Raw genomic sequence first — 16,177 nt, forward strand, 5'->3', positions numbered from 1 at the left:
TCAAAAAACAGAGTTTTCTAAACATAAAAATGACACAGTACAGGATTACGCTTTTACCAGGAGATGGAATCGGCCCGGAAATCATGGCGATCGCACGGGAAGTATTACAAGTAGTAGGACAACAATTCGATCTAAGCTTTGAATTTACCGAAGCTTTAATAGGCGGTGCGGCGATTGATGCGACGGGCGAACCTTTGCCTTCAGAAACCTTAGATAAATGCCGAGACAGCGACGCAGTAGTATTAGCAGCCATCGGCGGTTATAAATGGGATAACTTACCGCGCCATTTGCGCCCAGAAACTGGACTATTGGGACTAAGAGCGGGTTTAGGATTATTTGCCAACTTGCGCCCAGCAAAGATTTTACCCCAATTAATTGATGCGTCTTCTTTGAAAAAAGAAATAGTAGAAGGCGTAGATATTATGGTAGTGCGCGAACTTACCGGGGGCGTATATTTTGGGCAACCAAAGGGAATTTTTACCACCGAAACCGGGGAAAAACGGGGAGTAAATACAATGGCTTACACCGAAAGCGAAATTGATCGCATTGGGAGAGTTGGATTTGAAACCGCACTTAAACGGGGTAAAAAACTTTGCTCGGTAGATAAAGCAAACGTTTTAGACGTTTCGCAACTGTGGCGCGATCGCATTAACGAACTTGCTAAAGAATACCCCAATGTTGAACTATCCCACCTGTATGTAGATAACGCCGCCATGCAGCTAATTCGCTACCCCAAACAGTTCGATACAATTGTTACGGGTAATTTGTTTGGAGACATCCTTTCTGATGCCGCAGCCATGCTTACGGGCAGCATCGGTATGTTACCATCGGCAAGTTTAGGAACTGCTGGAACTCCTGGAGTATTTGAACCCGTGCATGGTTCAGCGCCCGATATTGCTGGGAAAGATTTGGCAAATCCCATCGCTCAAGTATTAAGTGTGGCGATGATGTTACGCTACGCCCTCAACCAACCACAAGCGAGCGATCGCATTGAGCAAGCAGTAATGAAAGTATTAGATAATGGCGATCGCACCGGGGATATTATGGCTACAGGGATGAATCAATTAGGCTGTAAAGCTATGGGTGAAGCGATAATTAAAGCCTTAGATTAATTAAAAACTATGGATACTTTACTTACATTACCCGCCTTTTTCGTTGTTTTTGTACTGGGAGCATCCATAGGCAGTTTTTTAAACGTAGTTATTTATCGAGTACCCGCCGGATTATCGGTACTTTATCCGCCCTCTCGCTGCCCGAAATGCTTGCATAAACTTGGCTTAAGAGAGAATGTCCCGGTTTTCGGCTGGTTGGCGTTAGGTGGGCGTTGTCGTCATTGTCAAACAAAAATTTCCCCGCGTTACCCAATAGTTGAAGCCGTTACCGGAATAATATTTTTGTGCGTATTTTGGCAGTTTGATGTCTCAATTCAAACTCTCGGTTATTGGACGTTTTGCAGTTGGTTACTAGCGCTATCAATCATCGATCTCGATACCATGACTTTACCTGACCCCTTAACGCAATCAGGAGTAATTTTAGGGCTAATTTTTCAGTTTGCGGTTGGGTATACAGCACAAAATAGCTTGACTGGAGCAATAAATCAGTTAATGGCTGGAATTATTGGCGCAGTAGTAGGAATTTGGTTATTAAACTTAATTACTATATTTGGCTCTTTTTTTCTTGGACAGGCGGCGATGGGTTGGGGAGATAGTAAATTGGCGGCAATGATGGGCGCTTGGTTAGGATGGAAATATTTACTTTTAGCTTGCTTTATTGCTTGCGCTTTAGGGGCGTTTATGGGCGGTGGGGCGATCGCACTTAAAATTATTAATCGACGGCAACCTATGCCCTTTGGGCCTTTCCTGGCAATGGGATCTGCGATCGTTGTATTTTGGGGTGAATTACTTTTAACTACTTACTGGCGCTGGTTTTTCCCAATTAGCTAAACCCTTGCTCCCTTTCGAGTAAGATCGTAATGCTTAATTTAACCTGAGTTCTTTACTCCCATGTCCCTGTTTGATTGGTTCGCAAATCGCCGCAAAACTGAATCTACAAATAAAGAACCCCAACGTGATATTGCCGACGGACTCTGGAATAAGTGCGTAGCTTGCTCTGTACTTGCCTATACCAAAGACTTACGCGCTAATCAAATGGTTTGTTTGGAATGTGGTCATCATGTCCGCGTTGATAGCGACGAGCGCATTCGCCAGCTAATTGATGCTCATAGTTGGAATCCCATCAATGAAAACTTGTATCCCCTCGATCCATTAGAATTTCGCGATCGCAAACCCTACAGCGATAGATTAAAAGAAACTCAACAAAAAACTGGCTTAATCGACGCGGTACAAACAGGCATCGGTAAATTAGATGGATTGCCTGTTGCTTTGGGGGTAATGGATTTTCGATTTATGGGCGGTAGTATGGGTTCGGTCGTTGGTGAAAAACTTACCCGCTTAATTGAACAAGCTACCCTTAGTCGCTATCCGGCAATTATTATTTGCGCCTCTGGTGGAGCAAGAATGCAAGAAGGAATGTTAAGCCTAATGCAAATGGCAAAAATATCGGCGGCGCTAGAACGCCATCGAGAAGCCAAGCTACTATACATTCCCATATTAACAAATCCTACCACTGGAGGAGTTACAGCAAGTTTTGCCATGCTAGGAGACTTAATTATCGCCGAACCCAAAGCTACAATTGGCTTTGCAGGACGTAGAGTAATCGAGCAAACTATCCGCGAAAAATTGCCGGAGGAATTTCAAACGGCTGAAGATTTATTGCGTCACGGGTTTATTGATGCGATCGTCCCGCGTCCGCAATTAAAAAAAACCTTAGCTCAACTGATTTGCTTGCACCAGCCGATTACAACTACACCCCCTGTAACACAATGGCATAGTACGATTGACCAAGCTTCAGCGCCAGAGGCGATCGCCCCACAGCCAATTTAGGCTAGCAAATTGCGCTCGCTACATGATATTGATATTAAAGTGGCTTAATCTCTATTTATTACTGAATTATTTACTATGGGTTTTGCAGACTTGTCCATTGCTGAAATAGCGGCGGACTATAACCTCTCCGAAGCGGAGGTACTTTCTCTGTGTGACCAGTTGGGAATCGCTTACAAATCCTCTAAAACTCGTCTAGCTTTAGAAGATGCCAAAATAATCCTTTCCCACATCTTGACGCAAAGACAGTCTTCAACTAATCAACAAGATTAAAAGGCGATCAACTTTACATAAATACAAAAAGTTATTAAGTTACATGGCATTTTGCCTTGTTGGTAGCGACTTTGGCGAAAAATAAGAACCGCAGCCGAATTTATTACCTGTGGTTTTTGCTCGAACAACAGTAATCAAGAGAATTAAGCCCATGATAAATAGCTGTATTCGGAGTCGAAACTTTTGAAGGGGAACTATGTTTAAAAAAACGATCGCTTTAGTGATGGCAACTTTACTACTAGCTTTTGGGCTAGTTGTGGGTCGTGCGACCGCAGTAGAACTTAGCGAAGCTGTGCGGACAGTGCCATTAAACGGTCAAGGAGATACAACAGTACTCAATCTCAAGCAAGTTCAAGAAGGCAAACGCTTATTTAACTATGCTTGCGCTCAGTGTCATGCTGGGGGCGTAACTAAAACAAATCAAAACGTCGGACTCGATCCCGAAGCCCTAGCTTTAGCAACTCCACCCCGCAATAACATTGAAGGATTAGTAGATTACTTGCATAATCCAACAACTTACGACGGGGAGGAAGAAATAGCGGAATTGCACCCCAGTACCAAGAGTGCAGATATTTACGCAGCCATGAGAAATCTATCGGAAGACGATCTAGTAGCAATTTCCGGTCACATCTTACTACAACCAAAAATTGTCGGTGATAAGTGGGGCGGCGGCAAAATTTACTACTAAAGCCAACTTGAAGAAGTAATCAATAGTAGGGGCGCAAGGCCTTGCGCCCCTACTTTAAATCGGTATATTAAAAAAATAATTAAGGTTGAACTCTATAAAATGCTACGTCGATTGTGTTGTGTTATTGCCATAATTTTAATTTCCATCTTCCAGACTTACCCCGCTACTGCTGCCAATATCGATCGCTATTTAGTCCGTTTCTTGCACGTCACCGCTCCTATAGATTTAGTATTGAACGAAAACGGGGAAACGCGATCGTATTCTCCCGAAGCCTTAACGCGCGGCAAAGAACTATTTGAAAACAGTTGCTTAAACTGCCATGTAGGGGGCGCGACGTTGCCCGATCCGCAAGTTTCTTTATCTATGCCCAAACTCAAAGGCGCAACCCCTCCCCGCGATAATATCAATAGTTTAGTAACTTACCTAAGACGACCAATGGTTTACGACGGTAGCAGCGAAACTTTTTGGTGTCGTCAAGTGCCGGAAAGTTGGATGAATCAAGACCAAATAGAGAGTTTGGCGGCTTTTGTGCTGACGGCGGCTCAAAAAGCTCCGGGCTGGGGTACGGATAAATTGTAGATTTAACTTAAGTATCTAAGGCGCGATCGCGCTATTGCTGTACCTAGAAACGGTATTATTGAATAACAAAGGTCAACTTTTTGGAGAAAAAAAACTATGAAATTGATTGCTGCAACTCTACGGCGCTGCGGTTTAGTAGTATTGGCAATGGTAGCGCTAGTGAGCAGCTTTGCTTTATTTACCCCCTCGGCGGCGGCGGAAACCTATCAAGTCAAACTAGGTTCAGATAAAGGAATGCTAGTTTTTGACCCTGCCAAACTAACTATCAAGTCTGGCGATACCGTTGAATGGGTAAACAATAAAGTTCCCCCCCATAACGTTGTTTTTGATGCCGCTAACAACCCCACCAAAAGCGCTGATGTAGCTAAAGGCTTGTCTCACAAGCAATTACTCATGACTCCTGGACAAACTGTAAAAACAACTTTTTCCGAAACAGCCCCCGGAGATTATAGCTACTACTGCGAACCCCACCGTGGCGCAGGCATGATTGGCAAAATCACTGTAGCTGAATAAAGTCTTAGTTTCCCTTTTAGGTTGAAACTTAGCTGATAATTCTATAAAAGGGAAAAGGTTATTGAAAGTAAAACCTTTTCCCTTTGATCATTTTTACCAGTGCAGCCCTAGGAGAAAAACTTTGCCCTTCTTACGGTTAGCTTTGGTGCAACTGGCTTTAGGGATTTTTGCCGCCCTACTTTTAGGTAATCTTGCTTTAGCAGTGCAAACAAATCGCGGCGGAGAAATTTTTGGTCAGCACTGCGCCGCTTGTCATCTTGGCGGCGGTAATATTGTGATTGAAGATAAAAATTCGCATATTTCAGCGCTGGCAAAGTACAAGATGGATTCTACTCGCGCGATCGCAAGTCAAGTAAAGCATGGTAAAAAAGCCATGCCAGCATTTATTGGTAGATTAAGCGACTTTCAAATTGAAGAAATTGCTATTTATGTTTTAGAGCAAGCCAAAAAAGGCTGGTAGATTTTGAAATTAAGCTAACAAATCCTTCCGCAGGCTAGAAGCTACCGAACTGAAAATTGGTTATTGTATTGCCAGTTTCAAAATAATGGAAATAAGCTGGCATGGTTCCAATTAGAGACAATAACCCGACAACAATTACTCCTTACGTTACTTTTGGGCTAATTGCTGCAAATATTCTTGCTTTTCTATTTGAGGCAACTTTACCTCCTCAAGAATTAGATGGATTTTTTCATTTAGCGGCGGTAGTACCAAGAGAATTAACCGCAAGTTTCGGCGGTATAGCTGTAAATCAACCCGTACCTGAATGGATCACCCTATTTACTTCGCAATTTCTGCACGGCGGTATATTACATTTGGGCGGTAATATGCTGTTTTTATGGATTTTTGGTAATAATGTTGAAGACCGTTTAGGTCATGTTAAGTATTTAATTTTTTATCTGGCTTGCGGTGTACTAGCGGGCTTGACGCAGTGGTTTTTCTCGCAAAACTCCGGGATTCCATCTTTGGGCGCGAGTGGGGCGATCGCAGGGGTCATGGGCGCTTATATTCTCCGCTTTCCCCGCGCTGAAGTTTTAACTTTAATTCCTTTGGGTTTATTCTTCCCGGCGGTACGAGTGCCGGCGTTTTATTTTCTAGGATTTTGGTTTTTGCAACAAGCATTTTACGGATTTGCCAGTTTTGAAGCCCAAACAAATATTGGCATGGAAAGCGGTGGAATTGCTTACTGGGCGCACGCTGGCGGCTTTGTGTTTGGAGCGATTTTAGGCCCGTTACTTGGACTATTTGAACCGACCCCAGAAGAAAAAGCTTATTTATAACGACAAAATATAAAAAGACTTAATTTAGGAATAATTACCTGTGGTTCCATTACGAGATAATAATCCGATCTCCATTACCCCGTTTGTTACCTACGGGTTATTTATTGCCAACATTGCTGTTTTTGTGTATCAACTAAGCTTGTCAGAGGCGCAATTAGAGAGTTTTTTTCATGTTGCAGCGATGGTTCCCTGCGAATTGTCTGGAAGTTGCCCAACGGTGGGATCTTTACCCGAATGGATGACGTTATTTACTTCCCAATTTCTGCATGGTGGGTTTCTGCACATTGCAGGTAATATGTTGTTTTTGTGGATCTTTGGTAACAATATTGAAGATCGGTTAGGACACGTTAAGTATTTAATTTTTTATTTGGGTTGTGGTGCATTAGCAGCTTTGGCGCAGTGGTTTTTCTCGCAAAGTTCTGGGATTCCGTCTTTGGGGGCGAGTGGGGCGATCGCGGGTATTATGGGGGCGTATGTTCTCCGCTTTCCCCATGCTAAAGTTTTAACCTTAGTTCCTTTAGGGTTTTTCCTAACTACCTTTAACCTTCCCGCTTATTTATTTTTAGGTTTTTGGTTTCTTCAGCAAGCCTTTTTCAGCTTTGCAAGCTTAGGAGTACGAACAAGCGTAGGCATGGAAGGCGGCGGAATTGCTTATTGGGCGCACGCTGGAGGGTTTGTAGTTGGGGCGGTGTTGGGCCCAATGTTAGGGCTAATGAGACGCGATTAGTGCTAGGGAAGTAAAGCTTTAGGGGGTGCAAACAAACCAATGGAGTTAGAAGCACCCGCTTTTTTTAACTGACGGCTTATTTGCACTGAACACAAAGTAAGTAAGCTCAATTGTCCTAGTAACGTCAGAAAAATGCTAAATGCCCCAGCTTTCTCAACGGCTGCAAAAGCAAAGATGGTAAATAGCAATAAAGTTGGCGTTTGTACAGAGTTTATAGAAAGTAAACCAATTACAAGAGGAGCAAAAATAATTACAGTTAATAAAACACCAATTATCCAAAGTTCCTGTTGTTTGGTCTGCGTAAGTGCAACTAATTGAGAAATCGCTGCACACACCATAATCAAGCTTAAACTAAGAACTAAAGTCATTAAAGCTGACAATTTATCGCGGTTGTCCATGCCGAGAATAATCCAGGGGACTAAGATAATAGTTGTAATTGCGGCGTTAAGTGCGATCGCAACTATTGCCGGACTCTTTTCGCCCCACACCAAGTCCCGAAGCAGCGATAAATTTAATAAACCCTTGCGGATACTCGGTTTTTGCTTTCTGTATCGCGCCCAATCTATTAAAGCTTGCCTTTGAGGTGTAAGAGCAATAATTAAGCCGAAAAACACCAAAAAGTTACAGGCTAGTAAAATATAAAAATGGTGTATTAGCCCGGATGGTTCGCCATGAACAGCAAAACCTAAAACTACTATTTCAAAGCAAGCAACTAATAAATAACTTTGACGTTTACTAAATATAGTTTTAGTAGGACTAGCGAAACGGCGCTGTAAGGCTTGCCAACTCCAGTAAGTCCATAAGCTGTAATTTAGAATCAAAATGCTGACGACACCCACTATACCCATGCCTACAGGTAAGTTAAACCATTGTAATTTTTCAATCCCTAAGTCAGAAAATGATGTTGTCGGTTTTATGCCAGTAACCACAATTAAATCCTGAAGAACCAATGCTGGCGAAAATACATCAATCCAATCCAAAGGATCGCCTGTAACTGGTTTACTTATGCCAGCTAAAATAACCAGAAAAACTATCCCACTCCCCAATAAAGCTTGCAATCTACCTAATACACCAAAGCTAATTAAGCTTAATAGTAAAGAAAAGCTATAAAAAAATACGCAACTCATCCCTAATACGCCGTAAAAGCTCAAAATCCGAAATAAAGGAATATGTGCAGCAATCCCAGACCCCAAATGCAAGGGGAAAGCTAATAGCGCAACTATATAGAGCAGTATCGGTACTCCAAGAATTTTACCCCATAAAATATTTTGAGGCGATCGCGGACTAAGGCGAATAAAGTTTAGCGTCCCTTTACGTTCTTCGTAAGCTAAGTTATCAATTAGTAAATAAGTTCCGGCTACTAATAAAGCAAATATGCCGATTATACTTAATGCTAAAAATAAGTCCAGCGACCATCTTTGCCAATCTACAAGCAAATTACCCGTCGCATCTACAAGACAAGTGCGATCGCTACGATAAACAATAGAGCCTGTACAGTAAAGATGGCTAGAAGGAAAACCCCCTTTATAAACGGTGAGGTCTGTTGTGGGGTGCGGTATACGCAGGAGAAAAGACACCCATAACAAAAACTGCCCCAAGATCGATATAGCTCCAGCTAAGATTAAGTTGCGCGGTTTAAGTCGTCCTTTGAGTTCCCTTAGTAGCTGGGGATTCCAATCGCCTATGGAGTCAAACCAATCTGGTTTTTGCATAAAAATTCTCTTGTTTAGTTTATTATTGGCTAGAAATAAGCAGTTTCTCAAGATGGTTGTTTGTGACCGAGTTTAAGAAAAATAGTTTCCAAGTCTTCTTGAGTGCAATGAAACTCTGTAATTGAGATGCCAGCATTAATTAAAGACTGTAATAATTTTGCACCCGCAGCGCGATCGCCTGTAAAGTAAACTCGCATACTATTGGTTTGGGGTATAACTTCCCACTCTTCAATTAAGGAATGCTCAATTAGGTTGGCTTTTAGAGTTTCTATGTCTCCTAAAGTGGATATAACAATCTGTTGGCGGCTAAGTCGTTGGTAAAGGTTAGTTAAATTGCAGCTTTCGACTAAATAACCTAACTCCATAATTCCTACTGACGTACAAAGTTCTGCTAAGTCGCTGAGGACGTGAGAAGAAATTAATATAGTCATCCTAGCTTCTTGTAATGCTTTAATAATCTCCCGAAACTGCTGTCTAGCGATGGGGTCTAGTCCTGAGACTGGCTCATCAAGTAGTAATAAAATCGGTTCGTGAATAATAGTTCGCGCTAAACTCAGGCGCTGTTTCATTCCCCGCGAGAGCGAACTAATTTGACTATTGCGCTTATAGGTTAGTTGCACAAGTTCTAATACTTCGTTTAGGCGTTGACGGCGACGAGGATTTTTTAAAAGATACAACCGAGCAAAATAATCTAAATAGTCCCAAACACTCAAATCATTATACAAAGGGAAATCATCGGGTAAATAACCCAGATGACGCTTGATTATTGGGTTGCTTTGGTCTAAAGATAAGACTTCGCCATTGATATAAATTTCCCCTACGGTTGGTTCTTCCGCCGCCGCCAACATCCGAATTAGGGTAGTTTTTCCCGCACCGTTTGGGCCGATGAGTCCGTAAACTTCACCTACAGCTATTTCTAAATCAACATCATTAACGGCAATATGGCGATCAAAGCGTTTAGTTAGTCCGCAAGTTTTAATTGCTAATTCTTTACTCATAGGTGCGGAAACTGGTAGCCATTTTTTGGTCTAGCCTAGCCTGCCCTTAAAAGAATTGGTATATAGTTGCAGAAATTGAAACAATACATTGCTTTTATTTCTCTACACCGTTGGATAAGAGCGGCTTTGCCTGTACAAATTGGGCTGTCAACTGAGCGCGGGATGAAACTTCAAGTTTGCGAAACATTCTTTTGAGTGCTTGCTTGACAGAGTTTTCAGTAATCCAAAGCTCTACCCCAATTTCAGAGTTTGTACGCCCTTGAGCAACTAATTGGGCAATTTGCACTTCACGAGGGGTTAAAACTTTACTTTCTAGCTGTTGTGGAGTTTGCCGCATTGTTGCGCTCCAAGTAGATAAATGCAAACATAGAGCGCTCAAATCGGCTAGATTTTGGTCATTAAAAGCTGGCATAGCTTGTTCGCGGGTAAAGCCTACGACTCCTACCAATTGACCGCTACTAACAATCGGGCCAGCCATAACGTGCCAATGATCGGCGCGAGGACAAATCAGCCGCCAAGTTTTGGGAGATACCAGTAAACCATCATGTACTGGAGCATGACGCTCTACTAAGTAACGAGCAACGGGGTTGTATTCCACTGATAGCGCCAATTGCATTGTTTTTGAGAGCTTGAGGCAATCAAAGAAAAATACCCCACAGCGTTTTGCTTGGAAATAGTTGCCTCCTATTTCTACAACGTGCGATCGCATTTCGTATTCGTTTTTAGCAAGGGCGATCGCCTGAAATAATGGTTGCAGAATGGTCATAAGTGTACCCGATCGAGGACTAGGCTGAAAAGGGCTATGAATCTTATTCTAGTTTTATTCCTAGCAAGCGCCTTTAGGAGCATTGATTTATGACTGGCTCACAAAAACACATAGTTATTGGTTTAGTAATTTATCCCGGCATGACGGCTCTTGATATTGTGGGGCCCCAACAGGTTTTTAGCGCACTTCCTGGCGTTCATATTCATCGCCTTTGGAAAACCTTAGACCCGATCCAAACAGATGATGGGATGATAATTTTGCCAGATACTACTTTTGAAAATTGCCCCACTTTAGATGTTATCTGTATTGGTGGCGGCATCCAACAAATGGCAGTAGTAAACGATTCCCAAGTGCTTAGATTTCTCCAAAAGCAAGGTAGCACTGCAAAATTTGTTACCTCTGTATGCGGCGGCTCTGAGTTTCTGGCAAAAGCCGGACTGCTCCAGGGCTACCGAGCGGCTACTCATTGGATGATGCGCGAACAATTAACTAAATTAGGCGTTGAAGTGGGAACAGAACGAGTTGTAATTGACCGCAATCGCATTACTGGAGGGGGTGTAACCGCCGGAATTGATTTCGGTTTAACAATTGCGGCAATACTTTGCGGTGAGGAAGTCGCTAAAATGACTCAACTAATGTTGGAGTACAATCCCGCCCCTCCCTTCGATACAGGTTCACCCGAAAAAGCGGGGGCTGATTTAGTGAATAAGGTGAGAGCCTATGCGATGGGAACACTGGGTTTAGAAGTAAAAGAGGCAGTTTGATATGACTACAAATTTGGGAATAATTCGCACTCCTACCCCTTGGGTACAAATTGGTTTTTATGCAACTGCAATCGTTTTTAATCTCTGCTTGATTGCTCAGTTATTAACGGTTGGCGTTGCCTACTTCAACGATCCTGCGTGGTGGAATATTCATGTTTGGTTAGTGCGGGGGTATAGTGGGCTGTCATTAATATTACTGGGATGGGTGTTTAGCGTTCCTTGCTCAAATAAAGTGCGATCGCTTACTGTTAGTTTACCTGTACTACTTGGACTACAATTTGCCAGCATTCATCTTAAAACTCCTCTCCACCTAAACGTCTTCCATCCTCTAATTGGGTTTTCGCTACTCTATGTTTCTTCAAGCCTCGTACATCAAATATCGCGTAGTTTCTCGTCCACTGTGCCGATGATTGAGCCAAAATGAAAAGAGCCGCACCCTTAAAAATTCATAGATGACAACTTCTACTCTCTCAACCACCACAACTCAAACCTGGATTTGGCAAGGTTTCCCCATTTGTTACCAAGCTCAAGGTGACACAGGGCCGGCGGTGGTGCTAATTCATGGTTTTGGCGCTTCTTGGTGGCACTGGCGACATAATATACCTGTATTAGCTCAAGATGCTCGCGTATATGCGATCGATTTAATTGGCTTTGGCGCATCTGCAAAGCCGATTCCTGGCGAACTAAAACCCGGCGAACAAGTCCCGTATTCTTTTGAAACTTGGGGACAGCAAATTGCTGATTTTTGTACTGAAGTTGTGGGCGAACCAGTGTTTTTAGTTGGTAACTCCATCGGTTGTATTGCCGCGATGCAAGCTGCTATATACGCCCCAGAGCAAACTTTAGGAATTGCTTTAATCAATTGTTCATTGCGACTATTACACGATCGCAAACGTCAAAACCTGCCTTGGTATCGCCGTTTTGGAGCGCCTTTAGTGCAAAAACTGCTATCTTTTACACCAATTAGTCAGTTTTTTTTCAATCAAATTGCTAAACCGCAAACTGTCCGCAAAATTTTACTCCAAGCTTACGCCCATCCCGAAGCTGTAACCGACGAATTAATAGATATTATGATGGCTCCAGCCAGCGATCCTGGGGCATTAGCGGTATTTGTTGCTTTTACTTCTTACGGACAAGGCCCTTTACCCGAAGACCTGTTAGCGGTGCTACCATGCCCAGCTATTATGCTTTGGGGAACGGCTGATCCTTGGGAGCCAATAGCACTAGGACGAGAATTAGCCAAGTTTCCCCAAGTGCAAAAGTTTATTCCTCTAGAAGGTGTAGGACATTGTCCCCAAGATGAAGCACCAGAATTAGTCAATCCAATTTTGCAAGCATGGATTGAAGAAAATTCTAACTAAATAAAACTTATTGTCCAATTTGTTCTTGTCTTTTGAGCCAATCTTGTCCGAGTTGAATTGTGATGTCAGATTGGAGATTTCCGGTACTTTCGACGCGCACCTCACCTACATTTAGCGCTTGACGAATGGTTTGAGCGCTACTACCATCACCTTGCTGGGCGACAATATTAGTCACATCCAAGGGTTCGCTCCAGCGTCTGGCAATATATACATTGCGATAACCAGCTTCCGTTAGAGAGTTTACCAGCGATCGCACGGCTCTATCATCTCCGGTACTATCTTGAATTGCTACCCTTAACCTTGCGGGGTCAACTACTACCGCTTGCATTCCCTCGGCGGGAATGTTGAAATACTGAGTCATCATTGTTGCTATACGCTCTTTATCTGGTATCCAATAACTGGCGCTATATTCTCCTGGTTCGCTAAAACGCCCCGGTACTAGCAACATTTGGGCATCGGCGCGTTGTGTCTGTACGCCAAAACCTACCAATGCCATTAGTTCTTGAATAGTCAAATTAGTATCAATGTGGGTTTTAATAACTTCTAACATCTTGGGAACGCGCGTTACAGTAGTAGGATTTAACGCCTGTTCCATTAAAGAGCGCATCAAGATTTGCTGGCGTTGAATGCGCCCAATATCGCCATTTTCATCGTAACGAAAGCGGAGAAATTGCAAAGCTTGGTCGCCATTAAGATGCTGTTTTCCGGCTTTGAGGTTGATATATAAGTGCTGGCTATCGTCTTGATACTTCATAGCTTTGGGAACGTAAACTGTTACGCCACCTAAAGCATCAATTAGCTTTTCTATACCTTGGACATTAATTCGGACGTAGCGATCGATGGGTGCGCCGTTTAATAGTTCGCTAGTAGCAGTGGCGCTAAGAGCGGGTCCACCACGATAGTTTGCAGAGTTTATCTTATTAAATTTGTATCCTTCAACTTCTACGCGGGTATCTCTGGGAATTGAAAGTACGGCTAATTTTTTGGTGGTGGGGTCAAAACGCAGCAATAGCATTGTGTCCGAAAGCCCCTCAAAGGAGTTAATTGTGGCATGGTAGCCTAATTTATCGCTTCCAGGAGGAGGACTGCTAACGTCGGAGGTGAGGACTTTTACACCCAAAACTAAGATATTTACTGGGCGAGTTAGTTCAGAAAGCTTCAAACCACCGCGAGAAATGCGATCGCCTTTACCAAATATAGCCTCTTGTTCGGGGCTAAGTTGGGCTTGCATCAAGGGCGTACTCGACAAAGAAACCGCCAGCAGCGCTCCGGCGGTAGCCGATACTATGGCTACACCTGTTAAACCTGCCCAAAACCACAACCAGCGCCCAGCCTGAGAACGAGATGATTTTTTAATAAATTTTGCGGAATTTATTGAAGGCGACTTTCGCTCTGAATGTTTTTGAACTGCCACAGACTTCCTCACACTTAAAATTAAACCAAAAAATAATTGCCGCATTTAGCCAATAATTATTCGCTAAACTTGCTAAATGCGCAATCTCTAGCAGTAAGCATTATTATTTGACGGATGCGTTCAAGGATAAAGTTTACTCGGATTATATTTGACTGGCAAAGGGCAATTCTACGTAAAATGTGGCAAAAGGTTAAAAATTCTTTTTATCTGCGGAAGACAAGGGACGCTCTATTTGATTTGCCAACTTACTAAATCCTGGTAAACGTATGGGTTTACGCTGATAAAGGCGAACCATCAATATCACACTGACTAAAAAGTAACCAGAAGTTAGAAAAGTATTTAAAACTAAAAACCGTAAAGATAAAAATTCCGAAGTTTCTGCCCCCATTCCTAGCAATAAATAACCGATGAGCCAACTACCTGCTAAGGTTACAGACAAACGACTGACTTTTAATTGTTCCCGATTTTTAGATTTATCACCCTGGTAGAGCGTCCATAACGCCGGAAAAAAACCGAGGATTGGGATTAAATAGAAAAATAGCTGTAAACGGTCAAGGTCTAAATTATCTGTTGGTTCAACATTTTTCATAATTAGTTGCCAAAATCCTGAAGTGGGGGGATGAGTTTAAAAGGTGAATTTAGAGATAATAAGACCGCTTGAGCAAATTCGATCGTGTTTTATCCGGCAGTAGACAAATGCAGAAACGCATAATAATTGGATGGTGGCAAGAAATGACTCTAGGAGGGCGATTGACAGCGATCGCTCTTGTAGCTCCTCTCATCGTACTCAATGCTTGGGCAGTTTCTTCGATTTTCAACTATTTCAATTCGCTAATTGTAATTTTAGTGGCAGCTTCATTGCTGGCATTTTTGCTGAATTATCCGGTTAGCTGGATGGAAAGCAAAGGCGCTAGGCGCGAACAAGTGGCGATTTTGGTGTTTTTGGTAGCTTTATCAATTCTGCTGGCTTTGGGAGTAACTTTAGTTCCTTTAGTGCTGACTCAAGCGCAACAATTGGTAATTCGTTTACCAGAATGGATTGATTCGGGACGCTATCAGTTACTACTATTAAATCAATGGGCAGATAATCAAGGTTTCCCCCTTAATCTTGATGCGCTGCTAGTCCAAATTAACGATCGCCTAAAAGGACAATTACAATCGATCGCCTCGCAAGTATTAAATCTGGCGGTACTTACCGTTACTAGCTTGCTAGACTTTGTACTAACCATGGTTTTAGCTTTTTATCTCTTACAGCATGGGGATAGCTTGTGGCAAAGTTTAATTGAATGGCTCCCTGCTAAAATTCGCCAACCATTTTCGCAAACTTTACGGCTAAGTTTTCAAAATTTCTTTATTGGACAGCTAATTTTTGGCACTTGCATGGCTTCTGCCTTGATTCCTACCTTTTTATGGCTAAAAGTTCCTTTTGGGCTGCTGTTTGGCTTAACTATCGGGATTATGGCGCTGATTCCCTTTGGAGGAACAGTAGGAATTATTACCACTACTTTATTAGTTGCCCTACAAGATTTTTGGTTAGGTTCGCGGGTTCTAATTGCGGCGGTGGTTGTCCAACAAATTCTCGAAAACTTAGTTGCGCCGCGAATTTTGGGTAGCGTTACAGGCTTAAATCCTGTATGGATATTGATATCGGTTTTGACGGGGGCGCGGGTTGGGGGATTATTAGGGGTAATTGTGGCAGTACCAACGGCTGTTGTAATTAAAACCGCTTTAAGTGCTGTGCGCGGACGCACCAATGGAGCAGAAATCCCCATTGCAACCGATCCAAGTCAAGGAGATACAACTCAAACAGTAGTTGAAGTAGTACCACCGCAGCTTAAAAAACTAGCCACCGATTAATTGATTACAGGCGATCGCGCAATTGCTGTTCGACGGAAGATGGAGAAGTAGTAAATAGGACTGTTGAAGCATCAAGTTTTGAATATCCAGCGACCGAAAAGCCCAGCATTACTACACTCGCCGCCGATAGTGCGTACCGTCTTCCTAAGCGAATTGCATAGCGTCTATGCAAAAAACTTGTCTTTTGACTGGAGGGTTGCTGATTCATAAGTACCTTAAATTTATGCCGTCACCGGGACGTTAAAATTCATTAAGTTTTTACTATGGCATTTTTAGTAAGCGATCGCGCTTTAGTTACTATTTTGGTA

20 protein-coding genes are annotated in these 16,177 nt (G+C 42.7%); 14 read left to right on the forward strand and 6 right to left on the reverse strand.

What is annotated here, in order from left to right; genetic code table 11:
* Window positions 1–29 precede the first annotated feature (29 nt).
* The 10 genes from leuB (at window position 30) to SYN7509_RS0219035 (ending at window position 6,997) form a co-directional block, all read left to right on the forward strand.
* Entirely contained in the window at window positions 30–1,112 is a 1,083-nt protein-coding gene (gene leuB / locus SYN7509_RS0218990; RefSeq protein ID WP_009631102.1) for a 3-isopropylmalate dehydrogenase, read from the forward strand.
* Window positions 1,113–1,121: 9 nt separating this feature from the next.
* Entirely contained in the window at window positions 1,122–1,943 is an 822-nt protein-coding gene (locus SYN7509_RS0218995; protein ID WP_009631101.1) for a prepilin peptidase, read from the forward strand.
* 60 nt (window positions 1,944–2,003) lie between these two features.
* Window positions 2,004–2,942, forward strand: coding sequence for an acetyl-CoA carboxylase, carboxyltransferase subunit beta (accD, locus tag SYN7509_RS0219000; RefSeq protein ID WP_009631100.1), 939 nt, complete (start codon window positions 2,004–2,006; stop codon window positions 2,940–2,942).
* Window positions 2,943–3,017: 75 nt separating this feature from the next.
* Window positions 3,018–3,212, forward strand: coding sequence for a hypothetical protein (locus tag SYN7509_RS0219005; protein WP_009631099.1), 195 nt, complete (start codon window positions 3,018–3,020; stop codon window positions 3,210–3,212).
* A gap of 196 nt (window positions 3,213–3,408) precedes the next feature.
* A complete protein-coding gene (gene psbV / locus SYN7509_RS0219010) occupies window positions 3,409–3,900 on the forward strand; it encodes a photosystem II cytochrome c-550 (RefSeq protein WP_009631098.1) in 492 nt (163 codons plus the stop codon).
* 99 nt (window positions 3,901–3,999) lie between these two features.
* Window positions 4,000–4,479 carry a photosystem II cytochrome PsbV2 gene (psbV2, locus tag SYN7509_RS0219015; protein WP_009631097.1) on the forward strand — a complete coding sequence of 160 codons (480 nt, stop codon included), beginning with the start codon at window positions 4,000–4,002 and terminating at the stop codon, window positions 4,477–4,479.
* Between the two features lie 96 nt (window positions 4,480–4,575).
* On the forward strand, window positions 4,576–4,992 hold the full coding sequence (gene petE / locus SYN7509_RS0219020) for a plastocyanin (RefSeq protein WP_009631096.1): 417 nt from the start codon (window positions 4,576–4,578) through the stop codon (window positions 4,990–4,992).
* 121 nt (window positions 4,993–5,113) lie between these two features.
* Window positions 5,114–5,452, forward strand: coding sequence for a c-type cytochrome (locus tag SYN7509_RS0219025; RefSeq protein WP_009631095.1), 339 nt, complete (start codon window positions 5,114–5,116; stop codon window positions 5,450–5,452).
* Between the two features lie 101 nt (window positions 5,453–5,553).
* Window positions 5,554–6,270, forward strand: coding sequence for a rhomboid family intramembrane serine protease (locus SYN7509_RS0219030; RefSeq protein ID WP_009631094.1), 717 nt, complete (start codon window positions 5,554–5,556; stop codon window positions 6,268–6,270).
* A gap of 40 nt (window positions 6,271–6,310) precedes the next feature.
* The gene (locus SYN7509_RS0219035) at window positions 6,311–6,997 is read left to right on the forward strand and encodes a rhomboid family intramembrane serine protease (protein WP_009631093.1); all 687 of its coding nucleotides are present in this window, start codon (window positions 6,311–6,313) and stop codon (window positions 6,995–6,997) included.
* A 2-nt stretch (window positions 6,998–6,999) separates the two neighbouring features.
* On the opposite strand, the gene SYN7509_RS0219040 is transcribed toward SYN7509_RS0219035, so the two are convergent.
* The 3 genes from SYN7509_RS0219040 to SYN7509_RS0219050 all read right to left on the reverse strand — a co-directional run bounded on the left by SYN7509_RS0219040 (window position 7,000) and on the right by SYN7509_RS0219050 (window position 10,473).
* Window positions 7,000–8,709, reverse strand: coding sequence for a hypothetical protein (locus tag SYN7509_RS0219040; protein ID WP_009631092.1), 1,710 nt, complete (start codon window positions 8,707–8,709; stop codon window positions 7,000–7,002).
* Between the two features lie 47 nt (window positions 8,710–8,756).
* A complete protein-coding gene (locus tag SYN7509_RS0219045; RefSeq protein WP_009631091.1) occupies window positions 8,757–9,707 on the reverse strand; it encodes an ABC transporter ATP-binding protein in 951 nt (316 codons plus the stop codon).
* Window positions 9,708–9,801: 94 nt separating this feature from the next.
* Window positions 9,802–10,473, reverse strand: coding sequence for a helix-turn-helix transcriptional regulator (locus SYN7509_RS0219050; protein ID WP_009631090.1), 672 nt, complete (start codon window positions 10,471–10,473; stop codon window positions 9,802–9,804).
* 89 nt (window positions 10,474–10,562) lie between these two features.
* On the opposite strand from SYN7509_RS0219050, the gene SYN7509_RS0219055 reads away from it, so the two are divergent.
* From SYN7509_RS0219055 to SYN7509_RS0219065, 3 genes are read left to right on the forward strand one after another with little or no spacing between them, the layout of a single operon-like run.
* Entirely contained in the window at window positions 10,563–11,237 is a 675-nt protein-coding gene (locus SYN7509_RS0219055; RefSeq protein WP_009631089.1) for a DJ-1/PfpI family protein, read from the forward strand.
* A 1-nt stretch (window position 11,238) separates the two neighbouring features.
* A complete protein-coding gene (locus SYN7509_RS0219060) occupies window positions 11,239–11,661 on the forward strand; it encodes a DUF6220 domain-containing protein (protein ID WP_009631088.1) in 423 nt (140 codons plus the stop codon).
* Between the two features lie 28 nt (window positions 11,662–11,689).
* Entirely contained in the window at window positions 11,690–12,598 is a 909-nt protein-coding gene (locus SYN7509_RS0219065; protein WP_009631087.1) for an alpha/beta fold hydrolase, read from the forward strand.
* A 7-nt stretch (window positions 12,599–12,605) separates the two neighbouring features.
* Here the strand turns inward: SYN7509_RS0219065 and SYN7509_RS0219070 are convergent, their stop codons facing one another.
* On the reverse strand, window positions 12,606–14,012 hold the full coding sequence (locus SYN7509_RS0219070; protein WP_038021980.1) for an LCP family protein: 1,407 nt from the start codon (window positions 14,010–14,012) through the stop codon (window positions 12,606–12,608).
* Window positions 14,013–14,202: 190 nt separating this feature from the next.
* Window positions 14,203–14,601 (reverse strand): hypothetical protein, encoded by a 399-nt coding sequence (locus tag SYN7509_RS0219075; RefSeq protein WP_009631085.1) that lies wholly within the window; start codon window positions 14,599–14,601, stop codon window positions 14,203–14,205.
* Between the two features lie 107 nt (window positions 14,602–14,708).
* Between SYN7509_RS0219075 and SYN7509_RS0219080 the strand changes: the two genes are divergently transcribed.
* The gene (locus SYN7509_RS0219080; protein ID WP_009631084.1) at window positions 14,709–15,869 is read left to right on the forward strand and encodes an AI-2E family transporter; all 1,161 of its coding nucleotides are present in this window, start codon (window positions 14,709–14,711) and stop codon (window positions 15,867–15,869) included.
* 4 nt (window positions 15,870–15,873) lie between these two features.
* On the opposite strand, the gene SYN7509_RS0219085 is transcribed toward SYN7509_RS0219080, so the two are convergent.
* Window positions 15,874–16,077 carry a hypothetical protein gene (locus SYN7509_RS0219085; RefSeq protein WP_009631083.1) on the reverse strand — a complete coding sequence of 68 codons (204 nt, stop codon included), beginning with the start codon at window positions 16,075–16,077 and terminating at the stop codon, window positions 15,874–15,876.
* Window positions 16,078–16,177 lie beyond the last annotated feature (100 nt).

It is taken from the genome of Synechocystis sp. PCC 7509 (assembly GCF_000332075.2).
Taxonomy (GTDB): domain Bacteria; phylum Cyanobacteriota; class Cyanobacteriia; order Cyanobacteriales; family Chroococcidiopsidaceae; genus Aliterella.

Excerpts from the sequence above, each read along its gene's own strand:
- petE (WP_009631096.1), top strand. The coding sequence starts at position 4,576 with ATGAAATTGATTGCTGCAACTCTACGGCGCTGCGGTTTAGTAGTATTG.
- SYN7509_RS0219050 (WP_009631090.1), bottom strand. The coding sequence starts at position 10,473 with ATGACCATTCTGCAACCATTATTTCAGGCGATCGCCCTTGCTAAAAAC.
- SYN7509_RS0219055 (WP_009631089.1), top strand. The coding sequence starts at position 10,563 with ATGACTGGCTCACAAAAACACATAGTTATTGGTTTAGTAATTTATCCC.
- SYN7509_RS0219005 (WP_009631099.1), top strand. The coding sequence starts at position 3,018 with ATGGGTTTTGCAGACTTGTCCATTGCTGAAATAGCGGCGGACTATAAC.
- SYN7509_RS0219065 (WP_009631087.1), top strand. The coding sequence starts at position 11,690 with ATGACAACTTCTACTCTCTCAACCACCACAACTCAAACCTGGATTTGG.
- psbV2 (WP_009631097.1), top strand. The coding sequence starts at position 4,000 with ATGCTACGTCGATTGTGTTGTGTTATTGCCATAATTTTAATTTCCATC.
- SYN7509_RS0219040 (WP_009631092.1), bottom strand. The coding sequence starts at position 8,709 with ATGCAAAAACCAGATTGGTTTGACTCCATAGGCGATTGGAATCCCCAG.
- SYN7509_RS0219085 (WP_009631083.1), bottom strand. The coding sequence starts at position 16,077 with ATGAATCAGCAACCCTCCAGTCAAAAGACAAGTTTTTTGCATAGACGC.
- accD (WP_009631100.1), top strand. The coding sequence starts at position 2,004 with ATGTCCCTGTTTGATTGGTTCGCAAATCGCCGCAAAACTGAATCTACA.
- SYN7509_RS0218995 (WP_009631101.1), top strand. The coding sequence starts at position 1,122 with ATGGATACTTTACTTACATTACCCGCCTTTTTCGTTGTTTTTGTACTG.
- SYN7509_RS0219080 (WP_009631084.1), top strand. The coding sequence starts at position 14,709 with ATGCAGAAACGCATAATAATTGGATGGTGGCAAGAAATGACTCTAGGA.
- SYN7509_RS0219060 (WP_009631088.1), top strand. The coding sequence starts at position 11,239 with ATGACTACAAATTTGGGAATAATTCGCACTCCTACCCCTTGGGTACAA.
- leuB (WP_009631102.1), top strand. The coding sequence starts at position 30 with ATGACACAGTACAGGATTACGCTTTTACCAGGAGATGGAATCGGCCCG.
- psbV (WP_009631098.1), top strand. The coding sequence starts at position 3,409 with ATGTTTAAAAAAACGATCGCTTTAGTGATGGCAACTTTACTACTAGCT.
- SYN7509_RS0219075 (WP_009631085.1), bottom strand. The coding sequence starts at position 14,601 with ATGAAAAATGTTGAACCAACAGATAATTTAGACCTTGACCGTTTACAG.
- SYN7509_RS0219045 (WP_009631091.1), bottom strand. The coding sequence starts at position 9,707 with ATGAGTAAAGAATTAGCAATTAAAACTTGCGGACTAACTAAACGCTTT.
- SYN7509_RS0219030 (WP_009631094.1), top strand. The coding sequence starts at position 5,554 with ATGGTTCCAATTAGAGACAATAACCCGACAACAATTACTCCTTACGTT.